The organism is Novosphingobium sp. BL-S-34 (assembly GCF_056857015.1).
This window is the reverse complement of record NZ_CM166472.1, coordinates 2,017,085-2,043,232: the sequence shown is the minus strand read 5'-3', so window position 1 is coordinate 2,043,232 and position 26,148 is coordinate 2,017,085. Positions and strand designations below refer to the sequence as shown.

The following is a 26,148-nucleotide window of genomic DNA, read 5'->3' as shown; positions in this document are numbered from 1 at the left end:
TGAAGTCAGATCGGCTTGGGGCCGACCGGACCTTGCGTCCCTTCGGCCTTGCGCTCGTTATAGAGATTGATGATCGCCGCGGCCGTTTCCTCGATCGAGCGACGCGTCACGTCGATCACCGGCCAGGAATTGTCCGCGAACATGCGGCGCGCGTATTTCAGCTCGTTCTCCACCCTATCGGACTTCACGTAATCGGTGTCCGGCGACTGGCTGAGGGAGAGCAGACGGTTGCGGCGAATCTGAATCAGGCGCTCCGGCGCGGTGGTCAGGCCCACGACCAGCGGTCGCTTGAGGCCGAACAGCAGCGGCGGCGGCGGACTCTCCACCACGATGGGGATGTTCGCCACTTTGTACCCGCGGTTGGCGAGGTAGATCGATGTCGGCGTCTTGCTGGTGCGCGAGACTCCCGCCAGGACGATATCGGACTCTTCCCAGTCCTCCCAGGCAATGCCGTCGTCATGAGCGATGGTGAACTGAATCGCATCGACGCGCGCGAAATAGGCGTCGTCCAGGCGGTGCTGCCGGCCCGGACGCCCCTTGGCCTCCTGGCCGAGCAGGGCTTCCAGGGCATCGGTGACACCGTCGAGCACGGCAATCGCCGGCAGCCCGAGCTGCTGGCAGCGCTCTTCCAGCCTGCCGCGCGTTTCCTCGTTCACGAGAGTGAAGAAGACGAGTCCGGGATTGGCGGCGATTTCGCCCATGATCCGGTCGAGGTGCTGCTGGGATCGCACCATCGGCCAGAAGTGCCGCAGGACGTCTGAATCGTCGAACTGGGCGAGGGCGGCCTTGGCTATCATTTCCAGCGTTTCGCCAGTGGAATCCGAGAGCAGGTGGAGATGAAATCGCGCCATTCGAGGCTTTTCCAGAGTCTTTCGCGAGGGAGCCGCCAGACCTCCCGGCGGCTTGTGGATATGTCCCGGCATAAACCACGGGACTAGTCCGGTGACAACTCGGATCCCGGTTTTCCTCCCCGTTGAACCGATTCAATCTCTAGAGTCGTAAACATGATTCAATTCGCGCCCACACCCTGTGGGTAACCGGGATAAAGAGTCTTTGACTCAGACTCCGTGGAGAGTCGCCGCGCAGATTTGAACCTGTTCACCGTGGAATAATTCGGGCAAGATTCAATCGTCCCCGATATCCACAGGACCAACAGACTCCATCATCCTTCTAAGAATCTTTATTTTTTTGATCGGACCTGAATCTCGATGCCTGGCCTTCTTCTCGAAAACCTGCGCGGAACGAACACGAGCAAGCGCCCGGTCTGGCTGATGCGCCAGGCCGGAAGATACCTTCCCGAATACCGTGCCCTGCGCACCGAAAAGGGCGGATTCCTGGCCCTCGTCTACGATACCGACTCAGCCGCCGAGATCACCCTGCAACCGATCCGCCGCTTCGGATTCGACGGCGCGATCCTGTTCTCGGACATCCTGATCGTGCCTTACGCCATGGGGCAGGACCTCCAGTTCCTGGCCGGCGAAGGTCCGCGGCTGACTCCGCGCCTGGTCGACAGCACGCTGGAGAGTCTCTCCGCCGTGCCCGATCGCCTCTCCCCGATCTACGAAACCGTGTGCAAGGTTCGCGCCGCACTCGATGCCGACAAGACGATGCTGGGCTTTGCAGGAAGCCCCTGGACGGTCGCCACGTACATGTGTGCAGGCGAGGGTAGCCGGGATCAGCATGAGACCCGCGCCATGGCCTATCGCGACCCTACGGCGTTCCAGGCGATCATCCAGGCTATCGTGGGGGTGACTGTCGACTACCTCAGCGGCCAGATCGAAGCCGGCGCGGAAGCCGTCCAGCTTTTCGATTCATGGGCAGGGTCGCTCTCTCCCGTTCAGTTCGAGCGCTGGGTCATCGCTCCCAATGCGCAGATCGTCGCTGCGGTGAAAGCGCGCCATCCCGAGACTCCGATCATCGGATTCCCCAAGGGGGCCGGCGAAAAACTGGCATCCTATGCCCGCGAGACCGGTGTCGACGCGGTCGGAATCGACGAGACCATCGACCCGATCTGGGCGGCGCGGGAATTGCCGGCGGGCCTGCCGGTGCAGGGGAATCTCGATCCGCTGTTGCTGCTTTCGGGCGGTGAGGACCTCGAGAGTCAGGTCCACCGCGTGCTCGATGCCTTTGCCGACCGGCCGCACGTCTTCAATCTCGGCCACGGAATCGGCCAGTTCACGCCGATCGAGAACGTGGAGAAGCTACTCGGCATCGTCCGGAACTGGTCGCGATAGGCCCATTCCGGCGGCGGCCCTCAACAGGCATCCCTCCCGACCCTGCCCAGCGATCGACCGCCCGGAAGCGGATTAATCGGCTGATTCACGGACGGAATCGTCTTGCCCGAAGCAGGGCAAGAGTGCAGGAGGGCCGCCCCGGAACCATCAGACTCGTGGGACTCATGCAGGAAGTGCTTTCCATGCTCTATCTCTGGCTCAAGGCCGGACATGTCATCTTCGTGATCTTCTGGATGGCCGGGCTGTTCATGCTCCCGCGCTATTTCGTCTATCACCAGGAAGCGGAGCCGGGCTCGGCAGAGGAAGCACGCTGGATCGATCGCGAAGCCAAGCTGCGCAAGATCATCCTGACGCCTTCGCTGATCCTCGTCTGGGTGCTGGGCATCGCCACCGCCACTGCCATGGGCGCGTGGGACCAGGGCTGGCTTCACGCCAAGCTGCTCTTCGTCCTGGGTCTTTCGGGCTATCATGGCTGGCTGGTAGGCTACGGCAAGAAGCTGGCGCGCGGCGAGCGTCCGCTGACCGGCCGAAAGCTGCGCCTGCTGAACGAGATTCCGGGGCTGGCCGCCGCCGTGATCGTGATCCTGGTGGTCGTGAAGCCGTTCTGAATCGATTTTAGTCCCACACCCCGGCCTTGTTTCGGGCCCGCGGACAGGCAGCGACCGGTCCGCAGGAAAGCGACTCAGGAACCCTCTGCGCTCCCCCGTTACGACCCAGGGGACTCGAACGGCTCCATTCGCCGCCGCGTTGAGGCCCGATCCATTCGGCCCGCCCACACGCCGCTTGGCGGATTGACTCGTTGACCGAGGCCCGGCGAACGCTTATCTGGGCCCTGTTCCGGCATAGGGCGGCGAGCCCATTCTCCTGCCCGGATCCGCTTTCCCCAAGCCCTTCGATCCCGCCGGCCGACACACCATTTCCATCCGGAATCCAGACAAATGCATCTTAAAGAACTCAAGAAGAAATCATCGGCCGAACTGGTCGAAATGGCTGAGGAACTGGGCGTTGAAGGCGCTTCGACGCTGCGCCGCCAGGACCTCATGTTCGCCATTCTCAAGGAAGTGGCCGAAGACGGCGAGGAAATCATCGGGCAGGGCACCATCGAAGTGCTCACTGACGGTTTCGGCTTCCTGCGCAGCCCCGAGGCGAACTACCTCGCCGGACCCGACGACATCTACGTTTCGCCGAACCAGGTCCGCAAATGGGGCCTGCGCACGGGCGATACCGTCGAAGGCGAAATCCGCGCCCCCAAGGACGGCGAGCGCTATTTTGCCATCACCAAGCTCATCAGCGTCAACTTCGACGATCCGGACGTGGTGCGCCACCGCGTCAACTTCGACAACCTGACGCCGCTCTATCCCGATCAGCGCCTGAAGCTCGATTGCCTGGACCCCACGGTCAAGGACAAGTCGGCCCGCGTGATCGATCTCATCTCGCCGCAGGGCAAGGGCCAGCGCGCGCTGATCGTGGCGCCGCCGCGCACGGGTAAGACCGTGCTGCTGCAGAACATGGCCAAGGCCATCACTGACAACCATCCGGAAGTCTTCCTGCTGGTGCTGCTCGTCGACGAGCGCCCCGAGGAAGTCACCGACATGCAGCGTTCGGTGAAGGGCGAGGTCATCTCCTCCACCTTCGACGAACCCGCCCAGCGCCACGTCCAGGTCGCCGAAATGGTGATCGAAAAGGCCAAGCGCCTGGTCGAGCACAAGCGCGACGTGGTGATCCTGCTGGACTCGATCACCCGTCTCGGCCGTGCCTACAACACCGTGGTGCCCAGCTCGGGCAAGGTGCTGACCGGCGGTGTGGACGCCAACGCCCTGCAGCGCCCCAAGCGCTTCTTCGGCGCCGCGCGCAACATCGAGGAGGGCGGTTCGCTCTCCATCATCGCCACCGCGCTGATCGATACCGGCAGCCGCATGGACGAAGTCATCTTCGAAGAGTTCAAGGGCACCGGTAACTCGGAAATCGTCCTGGACCGCAAGGTGGCGGACAAGCGCATCTTCCCGGCGCTGGATGTCGGCAAGTCCGGCACCCGCAAGGAAGAGCTGCTGGTTCCCAAGGATCAGCTCACCAAGATGTGGGTCCTTCGCCGTATCCTCATGCAGATGGGCACCGTCGACGCGATGGAGTTCCTGCTCGACAAGATGAAGGACTCGAAGACCAACGAGGACTTCTTCTCGACGATGAATCAGTAAAGGGGAGCTTGGGAGACTTTGGGGGGCTTGAGCATCCTTCAGACACTGGTCGCGACTTCCTCCATGGGCGGTCCGGCAGAGATCTGGCAGCACATCGTCAACGACTTCTCGAACCTGGGGACGCCGGCCGCTTTTTCGGCGTTCCTCCAGGTCCTGATGATCGACGTGGTGCTGGCGGGCGATAACGCCATTGTCGTGGGTGCCCTGGCCGCCGGTCTCCCGGCCGACCAGCGCAAGAAGGTGATCGCCCTGGGCGTGATCGCCGCGCTGGTCATGCGGATCGGCTTCGCGCTGATCGTCACCTGGCTGCTCGGCATTGTCGGGCTGGTGTTCGCGGGTGGATTGCTGCTGCTGTGGGTGGCGTGGAAGATGTACCGCGAGATTCACGGCGGCAATCATCCCGGCTCGCCCGAGATCGAGGGTGACGAAAACTCCGGCGTGCGCCCTGCCAAGAGCTTTGCGGGAGCGGCCATCTCGGTTGCGGTGGCGGATATCTCGATGTCGATCGACAACGTGCTCGGTGTCGCCGGCGCGGCGCGCGATCATCCCGGCATCCTCATCGTGGGTCTCGTCTTCGCCGTGGCGCTCATGGGCGTGGCCGCGAACTTCATCGCCCGGTACATCGAGCGTTATCGCTGGATCGCCTGGGTGGGGCTGGCCGTCATCCTCTACGTGGCGGTGAAGATGATCTACGAGGGCTGGGTGGATCCGCAGCTCGGGATCGTGACCCTGATCTGATACGATCGAGCGTGAAACGGAAAAGGGACCCGGAGGCTTCTGCCTTCCGGGTCCCTTTCTGTTCTAGGGCATTGAGTTCGCCGCCCGGTTCTTTGCCGCCTTGGGGTGACCGTCGAGAAACCCGCGGAAGGTCGGGCGCTATGTGCCCAGGATTGGCCGTGGAGCCTCGTCAGGGTACCAGGATGGTGGAACCGGTGGTTGCCCTCGATTCCAGCGCGCGATGCGCTTCTGCGGCCTCTTCCAGGCGGAACGTCTGCCCGATGTGCGGCTTCAGGATTCCTTTGGCGATGCGGTCGAACAGCTTCTTCGCGCTGATCGCCAGCTGTTCCGGCGTGGCGACGTAATCGGCCAGAGTCGGGCGCGTGAGATAGATCGATCCGGCCTTCATAAGCTCCAGCGGCGCGATCGGGGGTACCGGGCCCGAGGCATTGCCGTAAGTCACCATGAAGCCGCGCTTGCGCAGTGACGCGAGCGAGGCCGTCCACGATTCTGCGCCGACGCCGTCATAGACGACATGGCACATCTCGCCCCGGGTGATGTCCCGTACGGCTTCGGGCAGTTCCGCGAAGGGGCAGTGGAGCACATGATCGCCCGGCACTTGCGCAGCCTTCTCGGCGCTGCCGGTGTGGGCGATGACGGTGACGCCGCGATCGAGCAGCCAGGGGACCAGCAACGAACCGACTCCGCCCGCCGCGGAATGCACCAGGGCGACGTGGCCCTTGTCGGCCGCGAAAGTGTCCTCTGCCAGATAGCAGGCGGTCAGGCCCTTGAGCATGACGGCGGCCGCGATCTCGGGGGCGATCGCTTCGGGAATGCGCATCGCCTGCGCGGCCTTGATCAGGCGGTGGCTGGCATAAGCACCACCCGCATGAGTCGTGCCCACGCGTTCTCCGATGGAGAATTCCGAAACGCCGTCACCCAGCGCGACGATCCGGCCGACGCTTTCGGAGCCCAGCTTGATCGGCAGCGGATCGGCGTAGAGGCCTTTGCGGTAGTACGTATCGATGAAGTTGAGCCCCACCGCCTCGGTTTCGATCAGCACCTCGCCGGGGCCGGGGGAGGGAACGTCGAAATCTTCCCGCTCGATCACTTCGGGACCGCCGTGCGTGCGGGCGATCATCCTGTATCCGGTGGTCATGTCGTCAGGTCCTTGAAGAGGGCGATCAGAAGATTCTTCTGAACGTGTCCGCGCGCGAGACGCGCCAGGCGCGGGCGTATGGGGTGGATTCGGGGTCGGCGAGCAGTTCGCCCGGCTTGAGGAAGCGATAGACCTCGTCGAGCGGCCCGGCTTTGGCGCTGTCTATGCGCTGGTACATGTCGTGCTGGCTGAGGCCCCAGGGGTCGTCGTAGCCCATGGCCACCACGATCTCGCGCAGGGACTTCAGGGTCTCGCTCTGGAAACGCATGACTCGCTCTGCCTTGTCCTCGACCACGAGGCCGCGCTGGCGCCAGGCAACCTGGGTGGCCACGCCGGTCGGGCATTCGCCGGTGTGGCACTTCATCGACTGGACGCAGCCCAGCGAGAACATGAAGGCCCGCGCGGCATTGCACCAGTCCGCGCCGAGGGCAAAGGCACGGGCCATGCCGGCGCCGGAGTGAATCTTGCCTGAGGCGCCGAGCCGCACCCGGTGCTTGAGGTTCGCGCCGACCAGGGCGTTGCGCATCAGGGTCAGGCCCTCGCGCATCGGCATACCGACATTGTCGGTCAATTCCTGCGGGGCCGCGCCGGTGCCGCCCTCGGCCCCGTCGACGACGATGAAATCCGGGGTGATGCCGGTTTCCAGCATGGCCTTGATAAGCGCCATGACTTCATGGGGCTGCCCCACGCACAGCTTCATGCCCGCGGGCTTGCCGCCGGACAGTTCGCGCAGCTGCTCCAGCCACTGGAGCAATTCGATCGGGGTGGAGAAGGCCGAATGGGCGGCGGGGGAGAGGCAGTCCTCTCCGACTTCGACCTTGCGGGCCTCGGCAATTTCGGGCGTGACCTTGGGTCCGGGAAGTACGCCGCCGTGGCCGGGCTTGGCGCCCTGACTCAGCTTGATCTCCACCATCTTGACCTGATCGTCCTGCGCCTGCCGCGCGAAGAGATCGGGATCGAAGCTGCCGTCCTTGTGGCGACAGCCGAAATACCCGCTGCCGAGTTCCCATATCAAGTCGCCGCCATAAGTCCGATGGTAGCGGCTGATCGAGCCTTCGCCGGTGTCATGCGCGAAGCCGCCCATGGCCGCGCCCTTGTTCAGGGCTTCGATGGCATTGGCCGAAAGCGAGCCGAAGCTCATGGCGGAAATGTTGAGCAGGGCGCTTTCGTAGGGCTTGGCGCATTGGTCTCCGCCGATCTTCACGCGCCAGGATTCAGGGGCTTTCTCATTGGGGGCGATGGAGTGGCCGAGCCATTCGTATTCTTCCGAATAGACATCGAGTTCGGTGCCCATCGGGTGAGACGAGACATCGCCCTTGGCACGGGCATAGACCAGGCCGCGCTCCTCGATGGTGAAGGGCCGGCCTTCGCGGTCGCCTTCCACCAGATAGGCGCGCAAGTAAGGGCGCAAGTCTTCGAAGAGCCATCGGACCCGCGCGATCAGCGGGTAGTTTCGCCGCAAGGCGTGCCGGTTCTGCAGGAAGTCCCAGACGGTCAACAGCAGGACCGGCACCATCAGGATCAGCGCCCAGCGCCACGATGGAACCAGCCAGCAGGCGGCCGTGAGAATCACGACCGCAAGCGGCACGGCGTAGCGCGGGGCAACCGTCATCGGCTTAGCCGACATGCTCCGCGAAGAACGCCTCGGTTCGGCCGTCAGCCAGTTCCGCGCCGGCCTCGTCGCGGCGTGCACCGATCTCGGCGGCGAAGCCATGGTCGAGGCCCTCGTAGTCCCACAAGGTGACGCGGGGATGGTCGTCGAGACCGTCGTGGATGGCCTTCTGCGCGGCCGCGTCCACGAAGTGGTCGGCCACCGGGATATGCAGCATGAGCGGGCGGGCGATGGCGTGCTTTTCGCCCAGCATCTGGTCGATCATCACACCGTAGTAGCCCACCGAAGCATCGATGTCGGTGCGCGCCGCCACCATGTAGGCGATACGGCCGCCCATGCAGAATCCGACGAGGCCGACTTTCGGCACGCCTTCCTCGCGGCGGATCCAGTGGATCACCGCTTCGATGTCGCGAATGCCAAGATCGAAATCGTGCGCAGACATGTGGCCGATGGCCTGCTTGAATTCTTCCTCGACATAGGGGCTGAGTTCGATGCCGGGCTTCTGGCGCCAGAAGCTGTCAGGCGCGACGGCGAGGTAGCCCTTGGCGGCCCAGCCATCGGCCTTGCGGCGAATACCGGCATCGACTCCGAAGATCTCCTGCTGGACGATGATGGCGCCGCGCGGGGTGCCTTCGGGGCGGGCGACATAGGCCGGGATCATGCCGTCACCGTCGAGAGTCGGGATTTCGATATTGGTCATGGGTGTCTCCTGCGGAAGAGGGGCCTGGCAGCCTTTTGGCCCGATCAGACGTTGCCGGGAGGTTAGGCATGAGCGATGGACTTTGCCAACGCCATGTGTCAGGCAGGATGCAGAAATTCCAGATGGGAGGCCGTGATGAAGGTCAATGTCGAGGTCGAATGCTCGCCTGAAGAGGCAAGGCGGTTCCTCGGTCTGCCTGACGTCACCAAGGCGAACGACGTCTATGTCGATGCGCTGGCCAAGGCGATGCAGGGCGTCGGCAATTTCGACCAGCTTCAGGAGCTGACCAAGCAGGTCGCCCCCATGGGCCAATACGGTCTCAAGCTGTTCCAGCAATTGATGGAAAGCGGCGCGGCCATGGCCATGAGTGGTGGCACCAAGCCCAAGAAGACCGACTGAGCGATCGCAGCCGAGGGCGCGCATGATGCTGGGCGGGGTTCACCTCTCGCCCGCGCTCCTGTAGCGCGTTGCTCATGCCTCAAGACATTCAAGACACGATCTTCGCGCTCTCCAGCGGCGCGCCACCGGCTGCCATCGGCGTCGTCCGCATCAGCGGGCCGCGGGCCGGAGCGGCACTGGAAGCCTTGAGCGGATCGCTTCCGCAGCCCCGCCGTGCCAGCTACCGTCCCTTGCGCGACGGGGCCGGGGCGGTTCTCGACCAGGCGCTCGTTCTCTGGTTTCCGGGGCCTCGCACGGCAACGGGAGAGGATCTGGCCGAACTCCATCTGCATGGGGGAAGGGCCGTGGTTTCGGCCGTGGAGACGGCTCTTGCGGAGATTCCCGGCTTGCGCCGCGCCGTGCCGGGCGAATTCACGCGGCGTGCCTTTGCCAATGGCCGGATCGATCTCGCCGAAGCGGAAGGGCTGGCCGATCTGCTTTCGGCAGAAACCGAACTGCAGCGCCGCTCGGCGCTTGCCATGGCTGGCGGCGCTTTCTCGCGGCAGGTAGAGCTATGGCGTGACGATGTGCTCAGGGCATCGGCTTCCGTAGAAGCCGTGCTCGACTTTGGCGACGAAGACGACGTGTCCGATCTGCCGGCCGACTTCATCCAGCGCCTCGAAGGTCTCCGCGGCGAACTTCTGGCATGGATGTCCCGGCCGCGCGCGGAAGCGCTGCGTGAAGGCTTTCGCGTCGTCCTCGCCGGACCGCCCAATGCGGGGAAGAGCACGCTCTTTAACGCATTGGTGGAAGACGAAGCCGCCATCACCTCACCGCTGGCCGGAACGACACGTGACGTCCTGACCCGCGCCGTGTCCCTCGGCGGCATACCGTTCCTGTTCGGCGACACCGCAGGTCTTCGCGATGAGACCGGCGACGAGATCGAGGCCATCGGCATTTCGCGCGCTCTGGCAGCGTTGGACAAAGCCGACCTCGTGCTCTGGCTTGGTCCGGAAGGGGAGGCCCCTGAAGCCGCTTGGGAGATCGCGGCGCAAGCGGACTTGTTCCACGTGGAACAGAAACAGGCACCGCGCCACCGGGTGTCCGCAGTGACAGGTGAGGGGCTGGAAGCGCTGCGGCACGACCTGGTGGCGACCGCTTCCGTTTCCATGCCGAAGCCGGGTGAGGCAGCGCTCAACCGGCGGCAGCATGCTCTGGTGGCCGAAGCGGAGCGGGCCTTGGCCATGGCGGTCCTTGAGCGCGATCCTTTGCTGGTTGCAGAGTCGCTGCGGCTGGCGCGCGTTGCCTTCGATACCCTGATCGGGCGCGCCACCACCGAAGACATGCTCGACGCGCTGTTCGGCCGTTTCTGCATCGGCAAATAGCGATGTTCCACGTGAAACACTTTCAACGACTTTGACGGGACTCGTCGCTTCGGGTAAGCGCATCGTCCATGCATTCCTTTGATGTGATCGTGATCGGCGGCGGCCATGCCGGCTGCGAGGCGGCGGCGGTTGCCGCGCGTATGGGCGCGCGTGTCGCTCTGGTGAGCTTCGATCTCGATGCGGTGGGGGCCATGAGCTGCAACCCTGCCATCGGCGGGTTGGGCAAGGGGCACCTCGTGCGCGAGGTCGATGCCTTCGATGGGCTTATCGCGCGCGCAGCCGATGCGGCTGCCATCCATTATCGCATGCTCAACCGCTCGAAAGGCAGCGCGGTTCAGGGCCCACGGGTCCAGGCCGATCGCAAGCTGTTTCGGGCGGCTATCCATGGCCTGCTGCAGCAGCAGGGCGATCTCACCCTGATCGGCGGCGAGGCAGCGGCGCTCGTTATCGAACAGGGCAGGGTGGTCGGCATCGAACTCGGAGACGGCACGAAGGTCGCCGCGCGTGCCGTGATTCTCTGCACGGGTACTTTCCTTGGCGGCACTTTGTTCCGGGGCGAAGAACGGCTCACCGGCGGTCGCATCGGCGAGTCTTCCGCGCAGCGTCTGGCAGCACAGATGCGCGACGCCGCCTTGCCGATGGCGCGACTCAAGACGGGAACACCGCCGCGTCTCGATGGCCGCACCATCGATTGGGGCCGGCTCGACGAGCAGCCTTCCGATGGCGAGGACTGGACGATGTCGGCCATGGCGCCCAAGGACGGCGCGGCGCGGCGACGCAAGGTTCCGCAAGTCTTCTGCGCCATCACGCGGACAAACCCGCGCACCCATGACGTGATCCGCGAGAACCTCCACCGCTCCCCGCTGTTCACCGGCGCGATCGGTGCTTCCGGTCCGCGCTACTGCCCCTCGATCGAGGACAAGATTCACCGCTTCGCCGATCGCGACGGCCATCAGATATTCCTGGAGCCGGAAGGTCTCGATAACCCGCTGGTCTATCCGAACGGCGTGAGCACCTCGCTTCCGGCGGATGTGCAGCTTGCAATGCTGCGCACCATGGAAGGCCTGGAGCGGGTGGAGATGGTCGTTCCCGGCTACGCCGTTGAGTACGACCACATCGACCCCCGTGCGCTCCGCACGAGTCTGGAACTGCGTGATATGTCGGGGCTCTACTGCGCAGGCCAGATCAATGGCACGACCGGCTACGAGGAAGCCGCCGCGCAAGGTCTTGTCGCCGGGATGCATGCCGCTGCGGATGTGCTTGGACGCGAGGCCCCGGCGCTGGACCGGGCCAACAGCTATATGGCGGTGATGATCGACGATCTCACCCTTCACGGCGTGAGCGAGCCCTATCGCATGCTCACGGCGCGCGCCGAGTATCGCCTCCGTCTTCGCGCGAACAATGCCTCGACACGGCTGACTCCGCTGGCCATCCAGATCGGCGCGGCCGGCCCGGAGCGCCAGGCATGGTTCGAACGGCGGCTTGAGGATCGGGCCAAAGTGGACATGGCGTTCGGCATCGAAGTGACAGGGCATGAACTGGCGCAGGCCGGTCTCCCGGTGCGCGCGGATGTCGGGCGGCTTCCCATTCGCGAGTGGCTGCGGTTCGGCGGAGTCGACGTGACTGGCCTTGCCCCCTGGCTTGATCCGGCCCTGCTGGAAGACTCGGACTTGATCGAGGAGATGGTGGAGGACGCGGCTTACGCGCCTTACCTTGAACGGCAGGAACGCGAACTACGCGACCTTCGGGCCAGCGAGGGCCTGACGCTGCCCGATGATTTTCCATATGCCGACATTCCCGGCCTCTCGCGAGAGATGGTCGAGAGGTTGAGCAAGGCCCGGCCAGCGAGTCTCGCAGCGGCCGGGCGGATCCCCGGAATCACTCCGGCGGCGCTGGCGGCGCTGCTGGTCCATGCCCGCAGGGAGGCGGCATGATCACGACGGAAGACGAAGCACGCGAATGGCTGCGGAAGCTGCCCGAATGCGATGAGGACGCCTGGGTTCGCCTGGAGACCTTGATCGCCATGCTGGTCGAGGAGAACCGCCAGCAGAACCTCGTTTCCGCTGCGAGTCTGGAGCAGGTCTGGCTGCGGCATATCGTCGATAGCGCGCAGCTTCTTCCCTATGTTTCACGTGAAACATCTTCCCCCTGGATCGACCTTGGTACCGGCGCCGGTTTCCCCGGCCTCGTCATCGCGGCGCTAAGGCCCGAGTGCGAAGTGGTCATGGTCGAATCGCGCACGCGGCGAGTTGAGTGGCTCGATCGGGCGCGCGTGGCCATGGGACTGGATAATGCGCGTATCGCCGGGCAACGCCTCGAACTCGTCGAGAGCTTCGCCGCAAGCGTGATTTCCGCGCGCGCTTTTGCGCCCCTTGAAAAACTTCTGACAATTTCCGCACGTTTTTCCACAAGCGACACGGTTTGGCTGTTGCCCAAAGGGCGGTCGGCAAAGCAAGAACTGGAAGACCTTCGCAAGTGGCGGCACATGTTCCACGTGGAACAGTCCCTGACGGACCCGCATGCAGGCATCATTGTCGGTAAGCTGGCCGACAGGAAGGGTATGACCAAGTGATCCGTATCGCTATCGCCAACCAGAAGGGCGGGGTTGGAAAGACCACGACCGCGATCAACGTCGCGACCGCGCTTGCTGCGACTGGCTGGAATACCCTGCTGATCGACCTCGATCCGCAAGGCAATGCCTCGACCGGGATCGGCGTTTCGGCCTCCGATCGGGAACGCACTTCCTACGAAGTGCTGGTCGACCGCGCACGGGTAGCCGATTGCGTCATGCCCACCAGCATCCCCGGCCTCGATCTTCTGGCGGCCACTGTCGATCTCTCCGGTGCTGAAGTGGAACTGGTGAACGCAGACGACCGCGCCAACCGTCTCCGTTCGGCGCTGCGGGTCGATCTGGGTTACGACGTCTGCCTGATCGACTGCCCGCCTTCGCTGGGCCTGCTGACGCTCAATGCGCTCACCGCGGCCGATACCCTGCTGGTGCCGCTTCAGTGCGAGTTCTTCGCGCTGGAAGGACTTAGCCAGCTGCTCCAGACGGTGGAGCGGGTGCAGCAGCGGTTCAATCCGGACCTTGGCATCATCGGCATTGCGCTGACCATGTTCGATCGGCGCAACCGCCTGACCGATCAGGTCTCCGAAGATGTCCGCTCGTGCCTGGGCCAGCTCGTTTTCGAGACCACCATTCCGCGCAATGTGCGCCTTTCCGAAGCGCCCAGTCACGGCGTGCCCGCCTTGATCTACGATCATGCCTGCGCCGGCAGCCGCGCCTACATGGCCCTGGCGCGCGAACTTATCACCCGACTGCCCGAGAAGAGGAAAGCGGCATGAACGACGAATCGATCGTCCGCCTCAGCATACCCCCCGTCAAGGATCCGACCGCTCAGGAATCGGCCGCGCCCGGACCCTCGGCCTCTGCCTCGAAGGCGAAACCGAAGGGCCTTGGACGAGGTCTGGGTGCCCTGCTGGGCGAGACCCGCCGCGAGGAACCTCTGGCCGCTTCCGGCCTGTCGGAAGGTCGTAGCGGTTTACCGCGGGCAGGGGGGCTTGCCGTCCTGGCCATCGCCGACATCACCCCGCACCCGGATCAGCCCCGTCGGATTTTCGACGAGGAGGCGCTGGAAGAGCTGGCGGCCTCGATCGCCCATCGCGGTGTGATTCAGCCGATCATCGTGCGGCCGATGGACAACGGCCGGTACCAGCTGGTCGCGGGCGAGCGTCGCTGGCGCGCGGCGCAGAAGGCGCAGCTCCACGAGATTCCTGCACTGGTGCGGGAGCTTACTGAGCGCGAGGTCATGGCACTGGCCCTGATCGAGAACCTGCAGCGCGAAGACCTCAACCCGATCGAGGAAGCGCGGGCCTATAACCGCCTCGCGGAATTCGAGGGCATGACTCAGGCTGAGATCGCCCGCATGGTCGACAAGAGCCGCAGCCATGTCGCCAACTTCCAGCGCCTGCTCGCGCTGCCGGACGGCGTGATCTCGATGGTCGAGAAGGGCAGCCTGTCCATGGGCCATGCCCGTGCGCTCATCGGTTGCGATGATGCCGAGGAGATCGCCGACGCCGCGATCACCAAGCAGATGTCAGTGCGTGAGATCGAGAAGCTGGTTCGCAAGAAGGCGCGCGGAGACGTTGCTCCGCGCCGGGCGCGCACTGCTCGCAACCCGCATGAGGATGCCGACATCGTCGCGGTGCAGAGCCACCTTGAGGAGTTTCTGGGGTTGCCGGTGAAGATCAACGCCGATGCCGATCCCAAGTCAGGCACGGTGACGATCCGCTATGCCACGCTCGACCAGCTCGACCTGATCTGCCAGCGCCTCACTGGCGGATCTATCTGAGCGGCCGGCTTTTTGGAAAGATTGGGCGACGCCTGAACCTCGGTTCGGGCGCCGCTTTTCTTTGGCCTATTGCGCTTCGTAGACCTCGCCGGAAGCCTCGGCCGCGGCGGGATTGCGGCGCGGGATCGTTCGGCGGGCGGGGCGAACGCCGGCTTCCTCGGCATAAGCGATAGGTTCGCCGCGTCCGTCGATGGCCTGGATTACGGGGATCGATACCATCCGCATCGACTGGGCTGGATAGACGTAAGCATAGCCGGGAGCCGCATAGCCATAGACCGGTACCGCGACTTGGCCCTGCCGATAGCGGGCGAGATAGTCGTCGAGATACGCTTCGCACTCGCCGCTCGCGCCCTGGTTCTCGCGGTAGGTTCCCGAGCGGGGCCGACCGCTTGCTGCGACCTTGCCATGGCAATCGGCCAGCCAGGCATCGCGCTGGGCCGGATCGAATTCGTAGCGAATCGCGTGGGTGCTGGCGGAAGACGCCTGCGGCGTGCCGCGAAGATAATCCGCGCCGGCCTGGTCATCGGCGGCAAAAGCTACCGAAGTGCTGGAAAGCAGGGCAAGGGCGAGACTCGCGGTGCTGAGGGTCTTACGCATTCGCTGGGCCTTTTCACGGGATCCTGGGCATTAGCCGCGTCTGTTAACGGACTGTTTAGCACCATGAGCCGCGAAAGGCCAAGCTTCCCGCTCTCGCCGGCCAGTCCCGTCGAGAGACGGCATGAGTCAATCCCGGCGAGAGACGGCAGGAATCAGATCGAAGATGCGATGATGGCCGCGAGCGCCTCGATGCCTTCGGCATCCTCGCGGTCGAAGCGATTGGCAATCGGGCTGTCGAGGTCGATCACCGCCACGACTTTGCCATCGCGAACGACCGGGACCACCAGCTCGGAGCGGCTGTCGGCATCGCAGGCGATATGGCCGGGGAAAGCATGGACATCGGGAACGACTTGAGTCTCGCCGCTGGCCGCCGCCGTGCCGCAGACGCCGCGGCCCAAGGGGATGCGGATGCAGGCGGGCTTGCCCACGAAGGGACCGAGCACCAGTTCGTCCGCGATATTCCGATAGAATCCCGCCCAGTTCAGCTCGGGCAGGAACTGCCAAATCAGCGCGGCAACGTTGGCCATGTTGGCCACGCCGTCCGGTTCGCCTTCCACCAAGGCCTTCGCGGCCGAGGTAAGGTCTGCATAGAGTTCGGGCTTGGGCTGATCGCCCCGGGGAGCAAAGTCGTACATGACCCTTCCGTTACTCCAAGTCCCTGTTGCCGCATAGGCGGGACCGGCTTATTTCAGGGGCATGCGCTCCATTCTCACGAAAGTCGCCCTGGCCCTCGTCGTGGTCATTCTCGCCGTCGTCGGCGTGATCGCCTGGTCCCAGTACTCCAACACATCCGACCTCCCGTTCGACGACACGGTGGGCAAGGATCCCAAGCTGGTCGAGCCGGACCCGCAATGGATTCCCAGCGTCAAGCTGCTGGAGCCCGTGGGCTGGGCTGCCAACGAGGCGCCCAAGGCAGGGCAGGGGCTGGCCGTGGCCCGCTTCGCCGAAGGTCTCGACCATCCCCGCACCATGCTCACTCTGCCCAATGGCGACGTGCTGGTAGCGGAAACCAATGCGCCTGCCGGCAACAAGCCCAAGGGCGTGACCGGCATGGTGATGGGCTGGATGTTCAACAAGGTGGGCGCCGGTGAGGCCTCGCCCGACAAGATCGTGCTGCTGCGCGATGCGGACGGCGATGGCAAGGCGGAACAGCATTTCGATTTCCGTGCCGCCGACATGCATTCGCCCTCGGGCATGGCTTACCAGAACGGCAAACTCTACATCGCCAATCACGACAAGGTTCTCGAATTCGCCTTCCAGCCCGGCGCCACCAAGCTGGACGGCAAGCCGCTGCGCACGATGATGGACCTGCCGCCGGCCGGAAACCACTGGATGCGCAACCTGCTGCTCAGCCAGGACGGCAAGCATCTCTACGTCACGGTCGGTTCGGCCAGCAATATCGCCGATGATGGCATGGAAGCGGAAACGGGCCGCGCCGCGATCTGGGAGATCGACATCGACACCGCCCGCCGCCGCCAGTTCGCGGCCGGCATGCGCAATCCCAACGGCCTTGGCTGGAATCCATCTACCGGAGAGCTGTGGGCGACCGTGCAGGAGCGCGACATGCTCGGCCCGGACCTCGTGCCCGATTATCTGACCAACGTGCCGGTGGGTGCGCAGTATGGCTGGCCCTGGGTCTACTGGAAGACGACGTTCGACGAACGCGTGCAGTGGCCGATGCAGACTTACATGCTCGAATATACCCGCAAGCCGGAATACGCGATGGGCGCGCATGCCAGCGTGCTCGGCATGGTCTTCGCAGGCGGCGGTAACCGCATGGGCAGCAAGTTTGCCAATGGCGCCTTCGTCGCTCGCCACGGTTCCTGGAATCGCCGTCCGGCGGTGGGCTACGACGTGGTCTTCGTGCCCTTCGATGCCAATGGCAATCCGCAGGATGTGAAGCCGATCCCTGTGCTCTCGGGCTTCCTGAAGGACGCCTCGCATACGCGCGGCCGCCCCACCTGGCTGGCCTTTGACAAGACCGGCAGCCTGCTCGTCACGGACGATACCGCAGGCGTGGTCTGGCGGGTGCAGGCGCCCGGCGCGGCGCCTTCGGCAGCGATCAAGGCGGTGGAGACTGAACATATGAAGCCGCTGGAAGAGATCAAGGATCCCACCGTTCCCGGCGCTACCGGCAATCTGGAAGCCGGGTTCACCAAAGGACCGGACAAGATGCTGCCTGCGGGCCACTGACAAGGAAAAGGGGACCTTCGGGTCCCCTTTTTTGTGGATCGGTATGTGAGGCCGGAGCCAGGGCCTGAGAGCTGCTATTCCGTGTCCGCGCAGGGGCCCGCCTGGACCCCTTGCTCAGACGATCTTGCCTGCCCGGCCAGCGACTTCGGTTACGTACTGCCAGGCCACGCGGCCCGAACGGGCGCCACGGCGTCGCGACCATTCCAGCGCGTCATGCTCGTCGAAGGCCAGTCCGAACTGTTCGGTATAGCCGGCGATGATCGCGAGGTAGGAGGGCTGGTCGCAGTTATGGAAGCCGATCGAGAGTCCGAAGCGGTCGGCCAGAGCGAGCCGGTCGTCCACGACATCGCGTGGGTTGATCGGGTCATCCTGCTCCGACATCGAGCGAGAGACGATCGCGCGGCGGTTGGCGGTGACGGCAAGACGGACATTGTTCGGCCGGGCTTCCACCCCGCCTTCCAGCCAGGAGCGCAGCAGGCGCGGGCCGGCGCCATCATGCTCCTCGAAGCCGAGATCGTCGATGAAGACGAGGAACTGGCGGTCCACTTTCCCCAGCAGGGCGAAGAGAGCGGACACCCCGTGCAGGGCTTCCTGGGCCACCTGCACCAGCGCGATGCGGCCGGGATGGGCAGCCTGGGCAGCGCGGATGGCGGCGCGCATCACCGCGGACTTGCCCATCCCGCGCGACCCCCAGAGCAGCATGTCGTGCGCCGCGTAGCCGGCGGCGAGGCGCTCGACATTGCCGACCACGCGCTCCTTCTGGGAATCGATGCCCCGCAGAAGATCGAGCGGCGGCGCGAGCAGTTCGGGAACGCCGCGTGCTTCCGCCCCTGTCCAGACATAGGCGGGATGGGCCAGCCAGTCGACTTGCGCGGCGCCGGGCGGTGCCAGGCGTTCAAGGGCTTCGGCAATGCGGCTGAGGACTTCGATCTGGTCGGTCATGCTGTCAGTTCTTCGCTCGTCAGTTCGTAGAGAAGGCTCGCACCCTTCTGGGCCTGGGCGAGGTAGCCCATGGCTTCGGGCACCAGATGCTCGATAAAGTATCGCGCGACCACCTTTTTCCGCTTGGCAAAGGCATTGGACAGGCCTGCGGAGGGCAGGGCGTCAGCCTGGCGGTGAAGCTGCCAGGCGGCCACGGCGATGGCGCAGCCGGCCAGGAAGGGTACGCTGGCGCCGAGTCGGTTATCGAGGGACGGGCTAACGGGGCGCTCGTCTCCCTGGGGTGCGCCGATGAGATGCTCTGCCGTCTGGCGGCAGCATTCGGCAAGTTCCTGTAGCGAGAGGCACTCGCCTCCCGTGGCATAAGCCTGGATCTCCTCCATCAGCGAGAACACGACCTGGCCGCCTTCGAGAGCGAGTTTGCGAGTCACGAGGTCTGCGGCCTGGATGCCGTTGGTGCCTTCGTAGATCGGGGCGATGCGGGCGTCCCGGTAGTGCTGGGCGGCGCCGGTCTCCTCGATGAAGCCCATGCCGCCGTGGACCTGCACGCCGATGCTGGCGACCTCGACGCCCATGTCGGTGCACCAGGCCTTGACCATCGGCACCAGCAGCTCCGCCCGCAACCGCGCGGCTTCGTCATCCAGGGACCCGCGATCGAGCTGGCCGGCCGCATAGTAGAGCAGGGCGCGGCCGCCTTCGGTAAGCGCCCGCATCCGCAGGAGCATGCGGCGGACGTCCGGGTGCTCGACGATGGCGACAGGCTGCTTGTCGGCCGATCCGGCGCGGGCGGACTGAATGCGATCCGTGGCGTAGGCCATCGCCTGCTGCATGGCGCGTTCCGCGATCTGGACGCCTTGAGCGCCGACGTTGACCCGGGCGTTGTTCATCATCGTGAACATGCAGCGAAGGCCCTCGTTCTCGCGGCCGATCAGTTCGCCGATGCACTCGCCGTTGTCACCGTAACTCATCACGCATGTGGGCGAGGCATGGATGCCGAGCTTGTGCTCGATGCTGACGACCTTCAGGTCGTTTCGGGCACCGAGCGACCCGTCATGTTCCACGTGGAACTTCGGCACGATGAAGAGCGAGATACCACGCGACCCGGCCGGCGCGCCTGGCGTCCGGGCCAGAACGAGGTGGACGATGTTCTCGGCCAGATCGTGTTCGCCCCAGGTGATGAAGATCTTCTGTCCGGCGATGCGATACTTGCCCTTATGCGGCCCATCCGCGATGGGCGTGGCGGTGGTGCGCAGAGCGCCGACGTCGGAGCCTGCCTGCGGTTCGGTGAGGTTCATCGTCGCCGACCATTCCCCGCTGACGACATGCGGCAGGTACAGGGCCTGCTGCGCTTCGGTGCCGTGATGAAGTACGGCTTCGATCGCGCCGAGGGTCAGCATCGGCAGAAGCGAGAAGCCCATGTTGGCACTGCCGAGGCACTCCATCGCGGCCATCGCCAAGGAGAGAGGCAGGCCCTGTCCGCCGAATTCTTCCGGCGCGGCGATGGCGTTCCATCCGGCATCCACGAAAGCGCGATAGGCCTGCGCAAAACCGTCGGGCAGCACGACCCTGCCATCGGAGAGGCGCGCGCCCTCGGTGTCGCCCTTGCGGTTGAGCGGGGCCCATTCGCCGGCGGCAAAGGCGCCCGCGCCCTCCACGATGGCTTCGACAAGGTCGGGACTGGCCGCGGAGAAGCGCTCATGCGCCGCGAGTTCGTCCAGCCCGGCATTGACCCGCAAGGCCAGGATCTGGTCGGTGCTGGGGGGCGTGTAGGTCATTCGGAAGCATCCTCTGCGCGGTTTTTCTTGGCTTTCGGGGGCGTGGGCTATAGCGGCGGAGTATGGAGCGCAACCTTCGACCCGAACTTCTGGCGGCCGGCGCGGCCGGTGTCGCGCGCGCCGCCGAGCTGCTGCGCGGTGGTGGACTGGTCGCCGTTCCCACCGAGACGGTCTATGGCCTCATGGCCCGTGCCGACAGGGATGCCTCGGTGGCGGCGATCTATCGCGCCAAGGGTCGCCCCAGCTTCAACCCGCTGATCGTCCATGTCGCTGATCTTGCTGCGGCGCACCGTCTTGCCGTTCTCGATGCGCGCGCGGAGAAGCTTGCCGCAGCCTTCTGGCCGGGCGCCCTCACTCTGGTGCTGCCCTTGCGCGAAGGTGCGGAGGTTGCCCCCGCCGTCACCGCAGGGCTGCCGACGGTGGCGCTGCGCTGCCCGGCGCATCCCCTGATGCGCGCCGTCCTTGCCGAATCCGGGCTGCCGCTCGCGGGTCCTTCCGCGAACCGAAGCGGCGGCGTGAGTCCGACGCGCGCGGAGCATGTGGTTGCCTCGCTGGGTGCCAATGTGGATGCAGTGCTGGATGGTGGGGCCTGCGAGGCCGGTGTGGAATCGACCATCATTGCGCTGCGCGATGACGGGCGCTGGCAGGTCTTGAGGCCGGGTCCGATTCCGCAGGAGGCCATACGCGCCATTCTCGGCACCGAATGCGACGCCGTGACGTCACAGGAGATCGAGGCGCCGGGGCAGCTCGCCAGTCACTATGCGCCGGGCAAGCCGGTGCGGCTGAATGCCGAGACCGCGGCGGAAGACGAATTCCATATCGGCTTCGGCAATGTCGCCGGCGAGGCAAGCCTTTCGGCCTCGGGCGATGTGATCGAGGCGGCCTCGCGGCTTTATGCCTTGCTGCATGAGGGCGCGGCCGCGAGTCAGCCGCGCATAGCCGTCGCGCCGATTCCGCAGGACGGTGTCGGCGCGGCGATCAACGATCGATTGAGCCGGGCCGCGGCCTGAGACACGTCATCGCGGATCGGATCCGGTAAAACGTGTCGGCACTGGCGGTTCAGCGGCGCTGCGGTACGGCGCCGGGCATCAGGTACTGCATGTCGGCATAGTCATCGCGGGCCTTGTTGCAGGCCTGGCGGTCGCCCTGGTCGCACTGGCGCAAGTGCTTCTGGTACTGGCGCTGCATCTTGCCCAGCTTCTCTTCCTGTTCGCGCATCTGGCGGCCGCGCTTTTCGTCGGCTTCGGACTGGCTGGTCGTGACCGCGTCCACGGCGGAACCCGCGATACGCACCGGTGCGGTCACGATCTTTCCGGCCGTGCTGAGACAGCCGGTAAGGAGGAGCGCGGCGGCGGGTGCCAGAAGCGAGGGGGCCGAAAGCGAGGGGGCGAGCTTGAGCAGGGTGCGTGGGTTCATCGTGCCCCGGAACCTGTCACGAAGCGGGTTTCCGGGCAATGAACATCTGGGCGAACACGAACATCCGGCCGGGCAATCGACACCGACCCTGCAAGCGACGACTGCTCACAGGTGACCACAAACGAAAGGGGCCGCTTCCGGTGTGGAAGCGGCCCCTTTGCGTGCGATCTGCGCTGCGTCTGATCAGACTGCTTCAGCGCTCTCGTAATACTTGGGAGCGTATTCGTTGAGGATCGCGAGAATCTTCTTCAGAGCAGCCGGCTCGTCGGTCTTTTCCATCGCCGCGAGTTCGCGGGCCAGGCGCGACGAAGCCGCTTCGAAGATCTGACGTTCCGAATAGCTCTGCTCCGGCTGATCGTCGGCGCGGAACAAGTCGCGAGTCACTTCGGCGATCGACACGAGGTCGCCCGAGTTGATCTTGGCTTCGTATTCCTGGGCGCGGCGCGACCACATGGTGCGCTTTACCTTGGGTTTGCCCTTGAGCGTATCGAGAGCTTCACGCAGGGTCTTGTCGGACGACAGCTTGCGCATGCCGATCGATTCGACCTTGTTGACGGGAACCCGAAGAGTCATGCGCTCTTTTTCGAAGCGCAGAACATAAAGATCGAGCTGCATCCCGGCAATTTCCTGCTTCTGGAGCTCGATGACACGACCTACGCCGTGCTTAGGGTAAACGACGTAATCTCCAACATCGAAGGCATCGGCCCTGGTTGCCATGTATCGTCCTTTCACCTGCAGTGGTCCGTTGCCATACTTACGGTGAGAGAAACCCGGGTGGATGCGACGTGGAAAGGACAATAGCCTCTCCGCCGCCCGGTCAGATAACTCTCCCAGCCGTTTGCTTTTCGAACCCTGCCTCGCAATGAAAATGCCTGCCGAACGGGCAGAGGGCCCGGGCAGTTGTCGGATTATATAGCACCGATGTGACAAAATTACCAGAGGCGAGCTAACGTTTAACCGTCGCTCGCCTCAGGATGTGCCGGTGCGGGTCATTTCGACCCGCCAAGTGCCTCTGCCTTGGGGGAAACCCGGCGGAAAGCCGGAGGTTTCCCAAGGCCGATCAGTCGCCCTCGCCGGGCTCGGGGGAGAAATATTTTTCCAGCTTGCCTTCCTCGCCGCGCATCGCGTCCGCGTCTTCCGGCGCGTCCTTCTTGGTGGTGAGGTTGGGCCATTCGGCCGAATACTTGGCGTTCAGCTCGAGCCATTGCTCAAGGCCGCTCTCGGTATCGGGCAGGATCGCTTCGGCGGGGCATTCCGGTTCACAGACGCCGCAGTCGATGCACTCGCTGGGGTTGATGACCAGCATGTTCTCGCCTTCGTAGAAGCAGTCCACCGGACAGACTTCGACGCAATCCATGTACTTGCACCGGATGCAATTGTCGGTGACGACATAGGTCATGGCTGCGTATTCCTCTTAGAAGGCCTCGTTTCGGTTGGCCGCTGCTATGGGAACATCTGCCCCCGCGTCAAGCACTCTGTAGCAGGCTTGCGCTTCTGGGGCAGGGCCTCGGCGCTCCGGAAGGCAAAGGATTTCTATCACCTGCACGCCCTGAGCTGTCGGCAGGGTGAGAACATCGCCGACCGCCACCTTCTGATGCGCCCGCTCGACCCGGCGGCTGTTGAGCCGGATATGGCCGTCTTCCGCCAATGCCTGGGCCAGGGGACGCGTCCTGGTGAGGCGCAGGAACCAGAGAAGCTTGTCGATCCTCATCCGCGCTCTTCCTCCCCGCTATCTGCCCAGCAGTTCGCCCAGCGCCGCAAAGGCGCCGTCCGTGCGCTGGGGTGCCTCGCGAACTTCCTCGGCCTGCCGCCGCGGCGGACGCCAGCGCCAGCGCACCGGCGCGAGCGGTCCGTGCGCGCCTTCCGCCAGGGGCCGGGGCATCATCGCCTGGAATCCGCCGAAGCGCAGCAGCCGTGCATAGCTGCCCGTGGTGAGTCCCATGGAGACGGCCCTTGCGGGATCGATCGAGAACGAGCGCGATGGCCCGCGATTGCCGCTGCTGTCGCTGCCGACACGGGCCTCGTGCGCTTCGCGCAGAAGCTTTTCCACGATATCCAGTCGGACCAGCTGCTTGCCGAGGTTCCTGTAGCCGGGTGCCTTGTGGCGCTTGGTGGTATCCATCGTCGGCGGCATGGCGGCGTCCGGTTCGCCGCCGGGCACGGAATGGCCGGTGATCCGCGCCAGTTGCCGCCAGAGTGCGATGGGCGCGGGCCGCAGCATGGCCGGCACGAACAGATCCAGCGCGCCCACGCGAACCCCCAGCTTGGCCAGAAGGGTGCGGCGGCCCTTGTCGAGCCGGTCGACGCCCGAATCCTCGCGCGCGATCATGCCGCCGCGATCGACCAGGGTGATCAGCAGGGCGCGCAAGTCCGGCCCCGCTTCCTCGGAACGGCTTGCCTCGTCCAACTTGGCCAGCGGAGCCAGCGGTTCGAGCGCGCTTTCCACCCAGGCCTCGAGCGCTGCGACCAGCGCCTTGCGGGCAGGGGCGGGAACCGCGTCGAGCAATCGGTCCGGCACGAGCACCGGTGCAAGCAGCGAGCGGCCGGGGGTGAGGGCGGCGATGCGCGCGCCTTCCCAGTTCAGTGCGCCGTTCTCCAGCGCCAGCGGCGCCACGCCTTCGTGCACGGCGGCGGTCAGGGCATCGGCGCGCGACTGGAGAAGGCCCGGCAGGTGCCGTTCGGCCGCGGCCAGCAGGAGCTTGCGGTCGGACAGCCGGGCCGCAGGATCGACCTGGAAGGCGAAGCCGTGGAGGGAGCCGATATGCTCGCCTTCGACCAGCACTTCCTCGTCTTCGAGGCGGACCGAAAGGAGTCCGGCATCGGGGCCGAGTTTCTTCATGAGCACAGCCGTCCTGCGGTTGATGAATCGTTCGGTGAGTTTGCCATGGAGAGCATCGGAAAGGCGAGCCTCGACCGCGCGTGCGCGTGCAGCCATTTCGTCGCGGGCCAGCACCCAGTCCGGCCGCTGGGCGATATAGGCCCAGGAGCGAATGGCGGCGATGCGGCCCTGCAGGGTATCGATATCGCCGCCGGTCAGATCCAGCCTGGCGATCTGCTGGGCCATGTAGTCCGCGCCGAGTTCGCCGCTGCGCAGATCCTGCCAGAGCCGCGCGACGAAGCGCGAATGCGTCTCCACGCCCTGCTGGCGGAAGTCCGGCAGGCGGCAGACTTCCCAGAAACGGCGGACCATGGCGTGTCCGTGCAGGCTGTCCATGACCGTGCCGTCATCGGCAAGGCGCTTGAGCACGGCCAGGTCGATGGCTTCGGGCGCCAGCACCAGGCCGTCCCGGTCGGGCGGAGTCTCCAGATCGGCGATCAGGGTGGCGACGCTGTCGAACCGGGGTTCGGGTTCACGCCAGAACAGCTTGGTCAGCGGCGGGAAGCGATGTTCCTCGATCGCATAGACTTCGTCGGGCTCGAACTCGGAATCGTGTCCGCCGGACCCGGTGAGGGTGCCGAAAGTGCCGTCCGTCTGGTGGCGCCCGGCGCGCCCGGCGATCTGGGCCATTTCCGAGGTCGTGAGTCGCCGGTGCCGCTGGCCGTCGAACTTGGAGAGACCGGCGAAGGCGACATGCTCCACGTCGAGGTTGAGGCCCATGCCGATGGCATCGGTGGCGACGAGATAGTCTACCTCCCCAGATTGATAGAGCGCGACCTGGGCATTGCGGGTCTGCGGGCTGAGCGCGCCCATGACCACGGCCGCGCCGCCCCGGAAACGGCGCAGCATTTCGGCAATGGCGTAGACCTGCTCTGCGGAAAAGGCGACGATCGCGCTGCGCGGCGGAATGCGCGAAAGCTTCCTGGCGCCGGCATGGGTGAGGGTGGAGAAGCGCGGCCGGGTGACCACTTCGACGCCGGGGACCAGCGCTTTCACCATGGGTTCGAGCGTGGAGGAGCCCAGGATCATCGTCTCCTCCCGGCCGCGGGCATGGAGCAGGCGGTCGGTGAAGACGTGGCCGCGTTCGCGGTCTGCGGAAAGCTGCGCTTCGTCTATGGCGATGAAGGCCAGGCTGCGCTCCGTCACCGGCATGGCTTCCACCGTGCAGAGCAGGTAGCGCGCGTCCTTGGGCTCGATCCGCTCCTCGCCGGTGATCAGGGCGACGCTCTTCTCACCCTTGATCTTGCAGACCCGGTCATAGACTTCGCGCGCAAGGAGGCGGAGCGGAAAGCCGATGGCACCGCTGGAATGGGCGCAGAGACGCTCTATCGCGAGGTGAGTCTTGCCGGTATTCGTGGGACCGAGCACCGCCTTCACCCCGCTGGGGGCGTCGTTTCGCGACGAGGCATGCCGGTCGTGAACCATTATGCGGAGGAATGTGGCACCCCCTCCAGCCCCCCGCAAGTCTCGGCTCATCGAAAACAGGGGTGAAAATCCACAGTGTTAGCTGCAGATTAACCTTGAAGGGGCAGAACGTCGCCACTTAGCCATGCCGCCTGCGGGATCGGGCCGGCGCACGCAGGCGATTTGCAGCACTTCCGAGGGTATGCCGGAAGTG

The 26,148-nt window shown here is 65.0% G+C and carries 25 protein-coding genes; 12 read left to right on the top strand and 13 right to left on the bottom strand.

Annotation, left to right across the window (positions count from 1 at the left end; all coding sequences use genetic code 11):
- Positions 1-5: 5 nt before the first annotated feature.
- The gene (locus AC1VV3_RS09670; RefSeq protein WP_132264292.1) at positions 6-851 is read right to left on the bottom strand and encodes a pyruvate, water dikinase regulatory protein; all 846 of its coding nucleotides are present in this window, start codon (positions 849-851) and stop codon (positions 6-8) included.
- Positions 852-1,208: 357 nt separating this feature from the next.
- On the opposite strand from AC1VV3_RS09670, the gene hemE reads away from it, so the two are divergent.
- The 4 genes from hemE to AC1VV3_RS09650 all read left to right on the top strand — a co-directional run bounded on the left by hemE (position 1,209) and on the right by AC1VV3_RS09650 (position 5,167).
- Positions 1,209-2,234: a uroporphyrinogen decarboxylase gene (gene hemE / locus AC1VV3_RS09665; RefSeq protein WP_482961643.1), complete on the top strand. Its 1,026-nt coding sequence runs from the start codon at positions 1,209-1,211 to the stop codon at positions 2,232-2,234.
- A gap of 164 nt (positions 2,235-2,398) precedes the next feature.
- Positions 2,399-2,842 carry a CopD family protein gene (locus tag AC1VV3_RS09660; RefSeq protein ID WP_132265252.1) on the top strand — a complete coding sequence of 148 codons (444 nt, stop codon included), beginning with the start codon at positions 2,399-2,401 and terminating at the stop codon, positions 2,840-2,842.
- A 330-nt stretch (positions 2,843-3,172) separates the two neighbouring features.
- Positions 3,173-4,429, top strand: a complete 1,257-nt coding sequence (gene rho, locus AC1VV3_RS09655) for a transcription termination factor Rho (protein WP_132264295.1) — start codon at positions 3,173-3,175, stop codon at positions 4,427-4,429.
- A 63-nt stretch (positions 4,430-4,492) separates the two neighbouring features.
- Positions 4,493-5,167: a TerC family protein gene (locus AC1VV3_RS09650; RefSeq protein ID WP_132265254.1), complete on the top strand. Its 675-nt coding sequence runs from the start codon at positions 4,493-4,495 to the stop codon at positions 5,165-5,167.
- A 169-nt stretch (positions 5,168-5,336) separates the two neighbouring features.
- Here AC1VV3_RS09650 and AC1VV3_RS09645 read toward each other — a convergent pair whose 3' ends face one another.
- The 3 genes from AC1VV3_RS09645 to AC1VV3_RS09635 are packed head-to-tail and all read right to left on the bottom strand — an operon-like array spanning position 5,337 to position 8,617.
- Positions 5,337-6,305 carry a quinone oxidoreductase family protein gene (locus AC1VV3_RS09645; RefSeq protein WP_482961642.1) on the bottom strand — a complete coding sequence of 323 codons (969 nt, stop codon included), beginning with the start codon at positions 6,303-6,305 and terminating at the stop codon, positions 5,337-5,339.
- A 25-nt stretch (positions 6,306-6,330) separates the two neighbouring features.
- Positions 6,331-7,917, bottom strand: a complete 1,587-nt coding sequence (locus AC1VV3_RS09640; RefSeq protein WP_482962087.1) for an FMN-binding glutamate synthase family protein — start codon at positions 7,915-7,917, stop codon at positions 6,331-6,333.
- Positions 7,918-7,921: 4 nt separating this feature from the next.
- Positions 7,922-8,617, bottom strand: a complete 696-nt coding sequence (locus AC1VV3_RS09635) for a dienelactone hydrolase family protein (RefSeq protein ID WP_134094827.1) — start codon at positions 8,615-8,617, stop codon at positions 7,922-7,924.
- Positions 8,618-8,752: 135 nt separating this feature from the next.
- Between AC1VV3_RS09635 and AC1VV3_RS09630 the strand changes: the two genes are divergently transcribed.
- The 6 genes from AC1VV3_RS09630 (at position 8,753) to AC1VV3_RS09605 (ending at position 14,732) form a co-directional block, all read left to right on the top strand.
- The gene (locus AC1VV3_RS09630) at positions 8,753-9,016 is read left to right on the top strand and encodes a DUF6489 family protein (RefSeq protein WP_482961641.1); all 264 of its coding nucleotides are present in this window, start codon (positions 8,753-8,755) and stop codon (positions 9,014-9,016) included.
- Between the two features lie 86 nt (positions 9,017-9,102).
- Complete coding sequence (gene mnmE, locus AC1VV3_RS09625; protein WP_442047084.1) at positions 9,103-10,380, top strand: tRNA uridine-5-carboxymethylaminomethyl(34) synthesis GTPase MnmE; 1,278 nt, start codon at positions 9,103-9,105, stop codon at positions 10,378-10,380.
- A gap of 68 nt (positions 10,381-10,448) precedes the next feature.
- On the top strand, positions 10,449-12,314 hold the full coding sequence (gene mnmG, locus AC1VV3_RS09620; RefSeq protein WP_482961640.1) for a tRNA uridine-5-carboxymethylaminomethyl(34) synthesis enzyme MnmG: 1,866 nt from the start codon (positions 10,449-10,451) through the stop codon (positions 12,312-12,314).
- Positions 12,311-12,952, top strand: a complete 642-nt coding sequence (rsmG, locus tag AC1VV3_RS09615; RefSeq protein WP_482961639.1) for a 16S rRNA (guanine(527)-N(7))-methyltransferase RsmG — start codon at positions 12,311-12,313, stop codon at positions 12,950-12,952. The genes mnmG and rsmG overlap by 4 nt, the downstream gene beginning before the upstream one ends.
- A complete protein-coding gene (locus tag AC1VV3_RS09610) occupies positions 12,949-13,725 on the top strand; it encodes a ParA family protein (RefSeq protein WP_132264304.1) in 777 nt (258 codons plus the stop codon). The genes rsmG and AC1VV3_RS09610 overlap by 4 nt, the downstream gene beginning before the upstream one ends.
- Entirely contained in the window at positions 13,722-14,732 is a 1,011-nt protein-coding gene (locus tag AC1VV3_RS09605; RefSeq protein WP_314467807.1) for a ParB/RepB/Spo0J family partition protein, read from the top strand. Before AC1VV3_RS09610 ends, AC1VV3_RS09605 begins: the two co-directional genes overlap by 4 nt.
- 66 nt (positions 14,733-14,798) lie before the next feature.
- Here the strand turns inward: AC1VV3_RS09605 and AC1VV3_RS09600 are convergent, their stop codons facing one another.
- Both AC1VV3_RS09600 and AC1VV3_RS09595 read right to left on the bottom strand, forming a co-directional pair.
- Positions 14,799-15,329 carry a hypothetical protein gene (locus tag AC1VV3_RS09600; RefSeq protein ID WP_465127678.1) on the bottom strand — a complete coding sequence of 177 codons (531 nt, stop codon included), beginning with the start codon at positions 15,327-15,329 and terminating at the stop codon, positions 14,799-14,801.
- Between the two features lie 152 nt (positions 15,330-15,481).
- Positions 15,482-15,964 (bottom strand): GAF domain-containing protein, encoded by a 483-nt coding sequence (locus AC1VV3_RS09595; protein WP_482961638.1) that lies wholly within the window; start codon positions 15,962-15,964, stop codon positions 15,482-15,484.
- A gap of 61 nt (positions 15,965-16,025) precedes the next feature.
- On the opposite strand from AC1VV3_RS09595, the gene AC1VV3_RS09590 reads away from it, so the two are divergent.
- Complete coding sequence (locus AC1VV3_RS09590) at positions 16,026-17,522, top strand: PQQ-dependent sugar dehydrogenase (RefSeq protein WP_482961637.1); 1,497 nt, start codon at positions 16,026-16,028, stop codon at positions 17,520-17,522.
- Between the two features lie 114 nt (positions 17,523-17,636).
- Here AC1VV3_RS09590 and AC1VV3_RS09585 read toward each other — a convergent pair whose 3' ends face one another.
- Positions 17,637-18,464, bottom strand: a complete 828-nt coding sequence (locus tag AC1VV3_RS09585) for a DUF815 domain-containing protein (protein ID WP_482961636.1) — start codon at positions 18,462-18,464, stop codon at positions 17,637-17,639.
- A complete protein-coding gene (locus tag AC1VV3_RS09580) occupies positions 18,461-20,236 on the bottom strand; it encodes an acyl-CoA dehydrogenase family protein (RefSeq protein WP_482961635.1) in 1,776 nt (591 codons plus the stop codon). Before AC1VV3_RS09580 ends, AC1VV3_RS09585 begins: the two co-directional genes overlap by 4 nt.
- Positions 20,237-20,298: 62 nt before the next feature.
- Here AC1VV3_RS09580 and AC1VV3_RS09575 point away from each other — a divergent pair, with 62 nt between their 5' ends.
- The gene (locus AC1VV3_RS09575; RefSeq protein ID WP_482961634.1) at positions 20,299-21,246 is read left to right on the top strand and encodes an L-threonylcarbamoyladenylate synthase; all 948 of its coding nucleotides are present in this window, start codon (positions 20,299-20,301) and stop codon (positions 21,244-21,246) included.
- Positions 21,247-21,295: 49 nt separating this feature from the next.
- On the opposite strand, the gene AC1VV3_RS09570 is transcribed toward AC1VV3_RS09575, so the two are convergent.
- From AC1VV3_RS09570 to AC1VV3_RS09550, 5 genes are all read right to left on the bottom strand, one after another.
- Entirely contained in the window at positions 21,296-21,652 is a 357-nt protein-coding gene (locus AC1VV3_RS09570; protein WP_132264319.1) for a DUF6726 family protein, read from the bottom strand.
- A 183-nt stretch (positions 21,653-21,835) separates the two neighbouring features.
- Positions 21,836-22,369 (bottom strand): CarD family transcriptional regulator, encoded by a 534-nt coding sequence (locus AC1VV3_RS09565; RefSeq protein WP_054442043.1) that lies wholly within the window; start codon positions 22,367-22,369, stop codon positions 21,836-21,838.
- A 343-nt stretch (positions 22,370-22,712) separates the two neighbouring features.
- Positions 22,713-23,051, bottom strand: coding sequence for a ferredoxin FdxA (gene fdxA / locus AC1VV3_RS09560; RefSeq protein ID WP_021234860.1), 339 nt, complete (start codon positions 23,049-23,051; stop codon positions 22,713-22,715).
- A gap of 15 nt (positions 23,052-23,066) precedes the next feature.
- Positions 23,067-23,363 (bottom strand): RNA-binding S4 domain-containing protein, encoded by a 297-nt coding sequence (locus AC1VV3_RS09555; protein ID WP_132264321.1) that lies wholly within the window; start codon positions 23,361-23,363, stop codon positions 23,067-23,069.
- Between the two features lie 18 nt (positions 23,364-23,381).
- Complete coding sequence (locus AC1VV3_RS09550) at positions 23,382-25,955, bottom strand: helicase-related protein (protein WP_482961633.1); 2,574 nt, start codon at positions 25,953-25,955, stop codon at positions 23,382-23,384.
- Positions 25,956-26,148: the final 193 nt, after the last annotated feature.

Coding starts and splice junctions, on each gene's coding strand:
- AC1VV3_RS09670 (WP_132264292.1), bottom strand. CDS start 851: ATGGCGCGATTTCATCTCCACCTGCTCTCGGATTCCACTGGCGAAACG.
- hemE (WP_482961643.1), top strand. CDS start 1,209: ATGCCTGGCCTTCTTCTCGAAAACCTGCGCGGAACGAACACGAGCAAG.
- AC1VV3_RS09660 (WP_132265252.1), top strand. CDS start 2,399: ATGCAGGAAGTGCTTTCCATGCTCTATCTCTGGCTCAAGGCCGGACAT.
- rho (WP_132264295.1), top strand. CDS start 3,173: ATGCATCTTAAAGAACTCAAGAAGAAATCATCGGCCGAACTGGTCGAA.
- AC1VV3_RS09650 (WP_132265254.1), top strand. CDS start 4,493: ATGGGCGGTCCGGCAGAGATCTGGCAGCACATCGTCAACGACTTCTCG.
- AC1VV3_RS09645 (WP_482961642.1), bottom strand. CDS start 6,305: ATGACCACCGGATACAGGATGATCGCCCGCACGCACGGCGGTCCCGAA.
- AC1VV3_RS09640 (WP_482962087.1), bottom strand. CDS start 7,917: ATGACGGTTGCCCCGCGCTACGCCGTGCCGCTTGCGGTCGTGATTCTC.
- AC1VV3_RS09635 (WP_134094827.1), bottom strand. CDS start 8,617: ATGACCAATATCGAAATCCCGACTCTCGACGGTGACGGCATGATCCCG.
- AC1VV3_RS09630 (WP_482961641.1), top strand. CDS start 8,753: ATGAAGGTCAATGTCGAGGTCGAATGCTCGCCTGAAGAGGCAAGGCGG.
- mnmG (WP_482961640.1), top strand. CDS start 10,449: ATGCATTCCTTTGATGTGATCGTGATCGGCGGCGGCCATGCCGGCTGC.
- rsmG (WP_482961639.1), top strand. CDS start 12,311: ATGATCACGACGGAAGACGAAGCACGCGAATGGCTGCGGAAGCTGCCC.
- AC1VV3_RS09605 (WP_314467807.1), top strand. CDS start 13,722: ATGAACGACGAATCGATCGTCCGCCTCAGCATACCCCCCGTCAAGGAT.
- AC1VV3_RS09600 (WP_465127678.1), bottom strand. CDS start 15,329: ATGCGTAAGACCCTCAGCACCGCGAGTCTCGCCCTTGCCCTGCTTTCC.
- AC1VV3_RS09595 (WP_482961638.1), bottom strand. CDS start 15,964: ATGTACGACTTTGCTCCCCGGGGCGATCAGCCCAAGCCCGAACTCTAT.
- AC1VV3_RS09590 (WP_482961637.1), top strand. CDS start 16,026: ATGCGCTCCATTCTCACGAAAGTCGCCCTGGCCCTCGTCGTGGTCATT.
- AC1VV3_RS09585 (WP_482961636.1), bottom strand. CDS start 18,464: ATGACCGACCAGATCGAAGTCCTCAGCCGCATTGCCGAAGCCCTTGAA.
- AC1VV3_RS09580 (WP_482961635.1), bottom strand. CDS start 20,236: ATGACCTACACGCCCCCCAGCACCGACCAGATCCTGGCCTTGCGGGTC.
- AC1VV3_RS09575 (WP_482961634.1), top strand. CDS start 20,299: ATGGAGCGCAACCTTCGACCCGAACTTCTGGCGGCCGGCGCGGCCGGT.
- AC1VV3_RS09570 (WP_132264319.1), bottom strand. CDS start 21,652: ATGAACCCACGCACCCTGCTCAAGCTCGCCCCCTCGCTTTCGGCCCCC.
- AC1VV3_RS09565 (WP_054442043.1), bottom strand. CDS start 22,369: ATGGCAACCAGGGCCGATGCCTTCGATGTTGGAGATTACGTCGTTTAC.
- fdxA (WP_021234860.1), bottom strand. CDS start 23,051: ATGACCTATGTCGTCACCGACAATTGCATCCGGTGCAAGTACATGGAT.
- AC1VV3_RS09555 (WP_132264321.1), bottom strand. CDS start 23,363: ATGAGGATCGACAAGCTTCTCTGGTTCCTGCGCCTCACCAGGACGCGT.
- AC1VV3_RS09550 (WP_482961633.1), bottom strand. CDS start 25,955: ATGGTTCACGACCGGCATGCCTCGTCGCGAAACGACGCCCCCAGCGGG.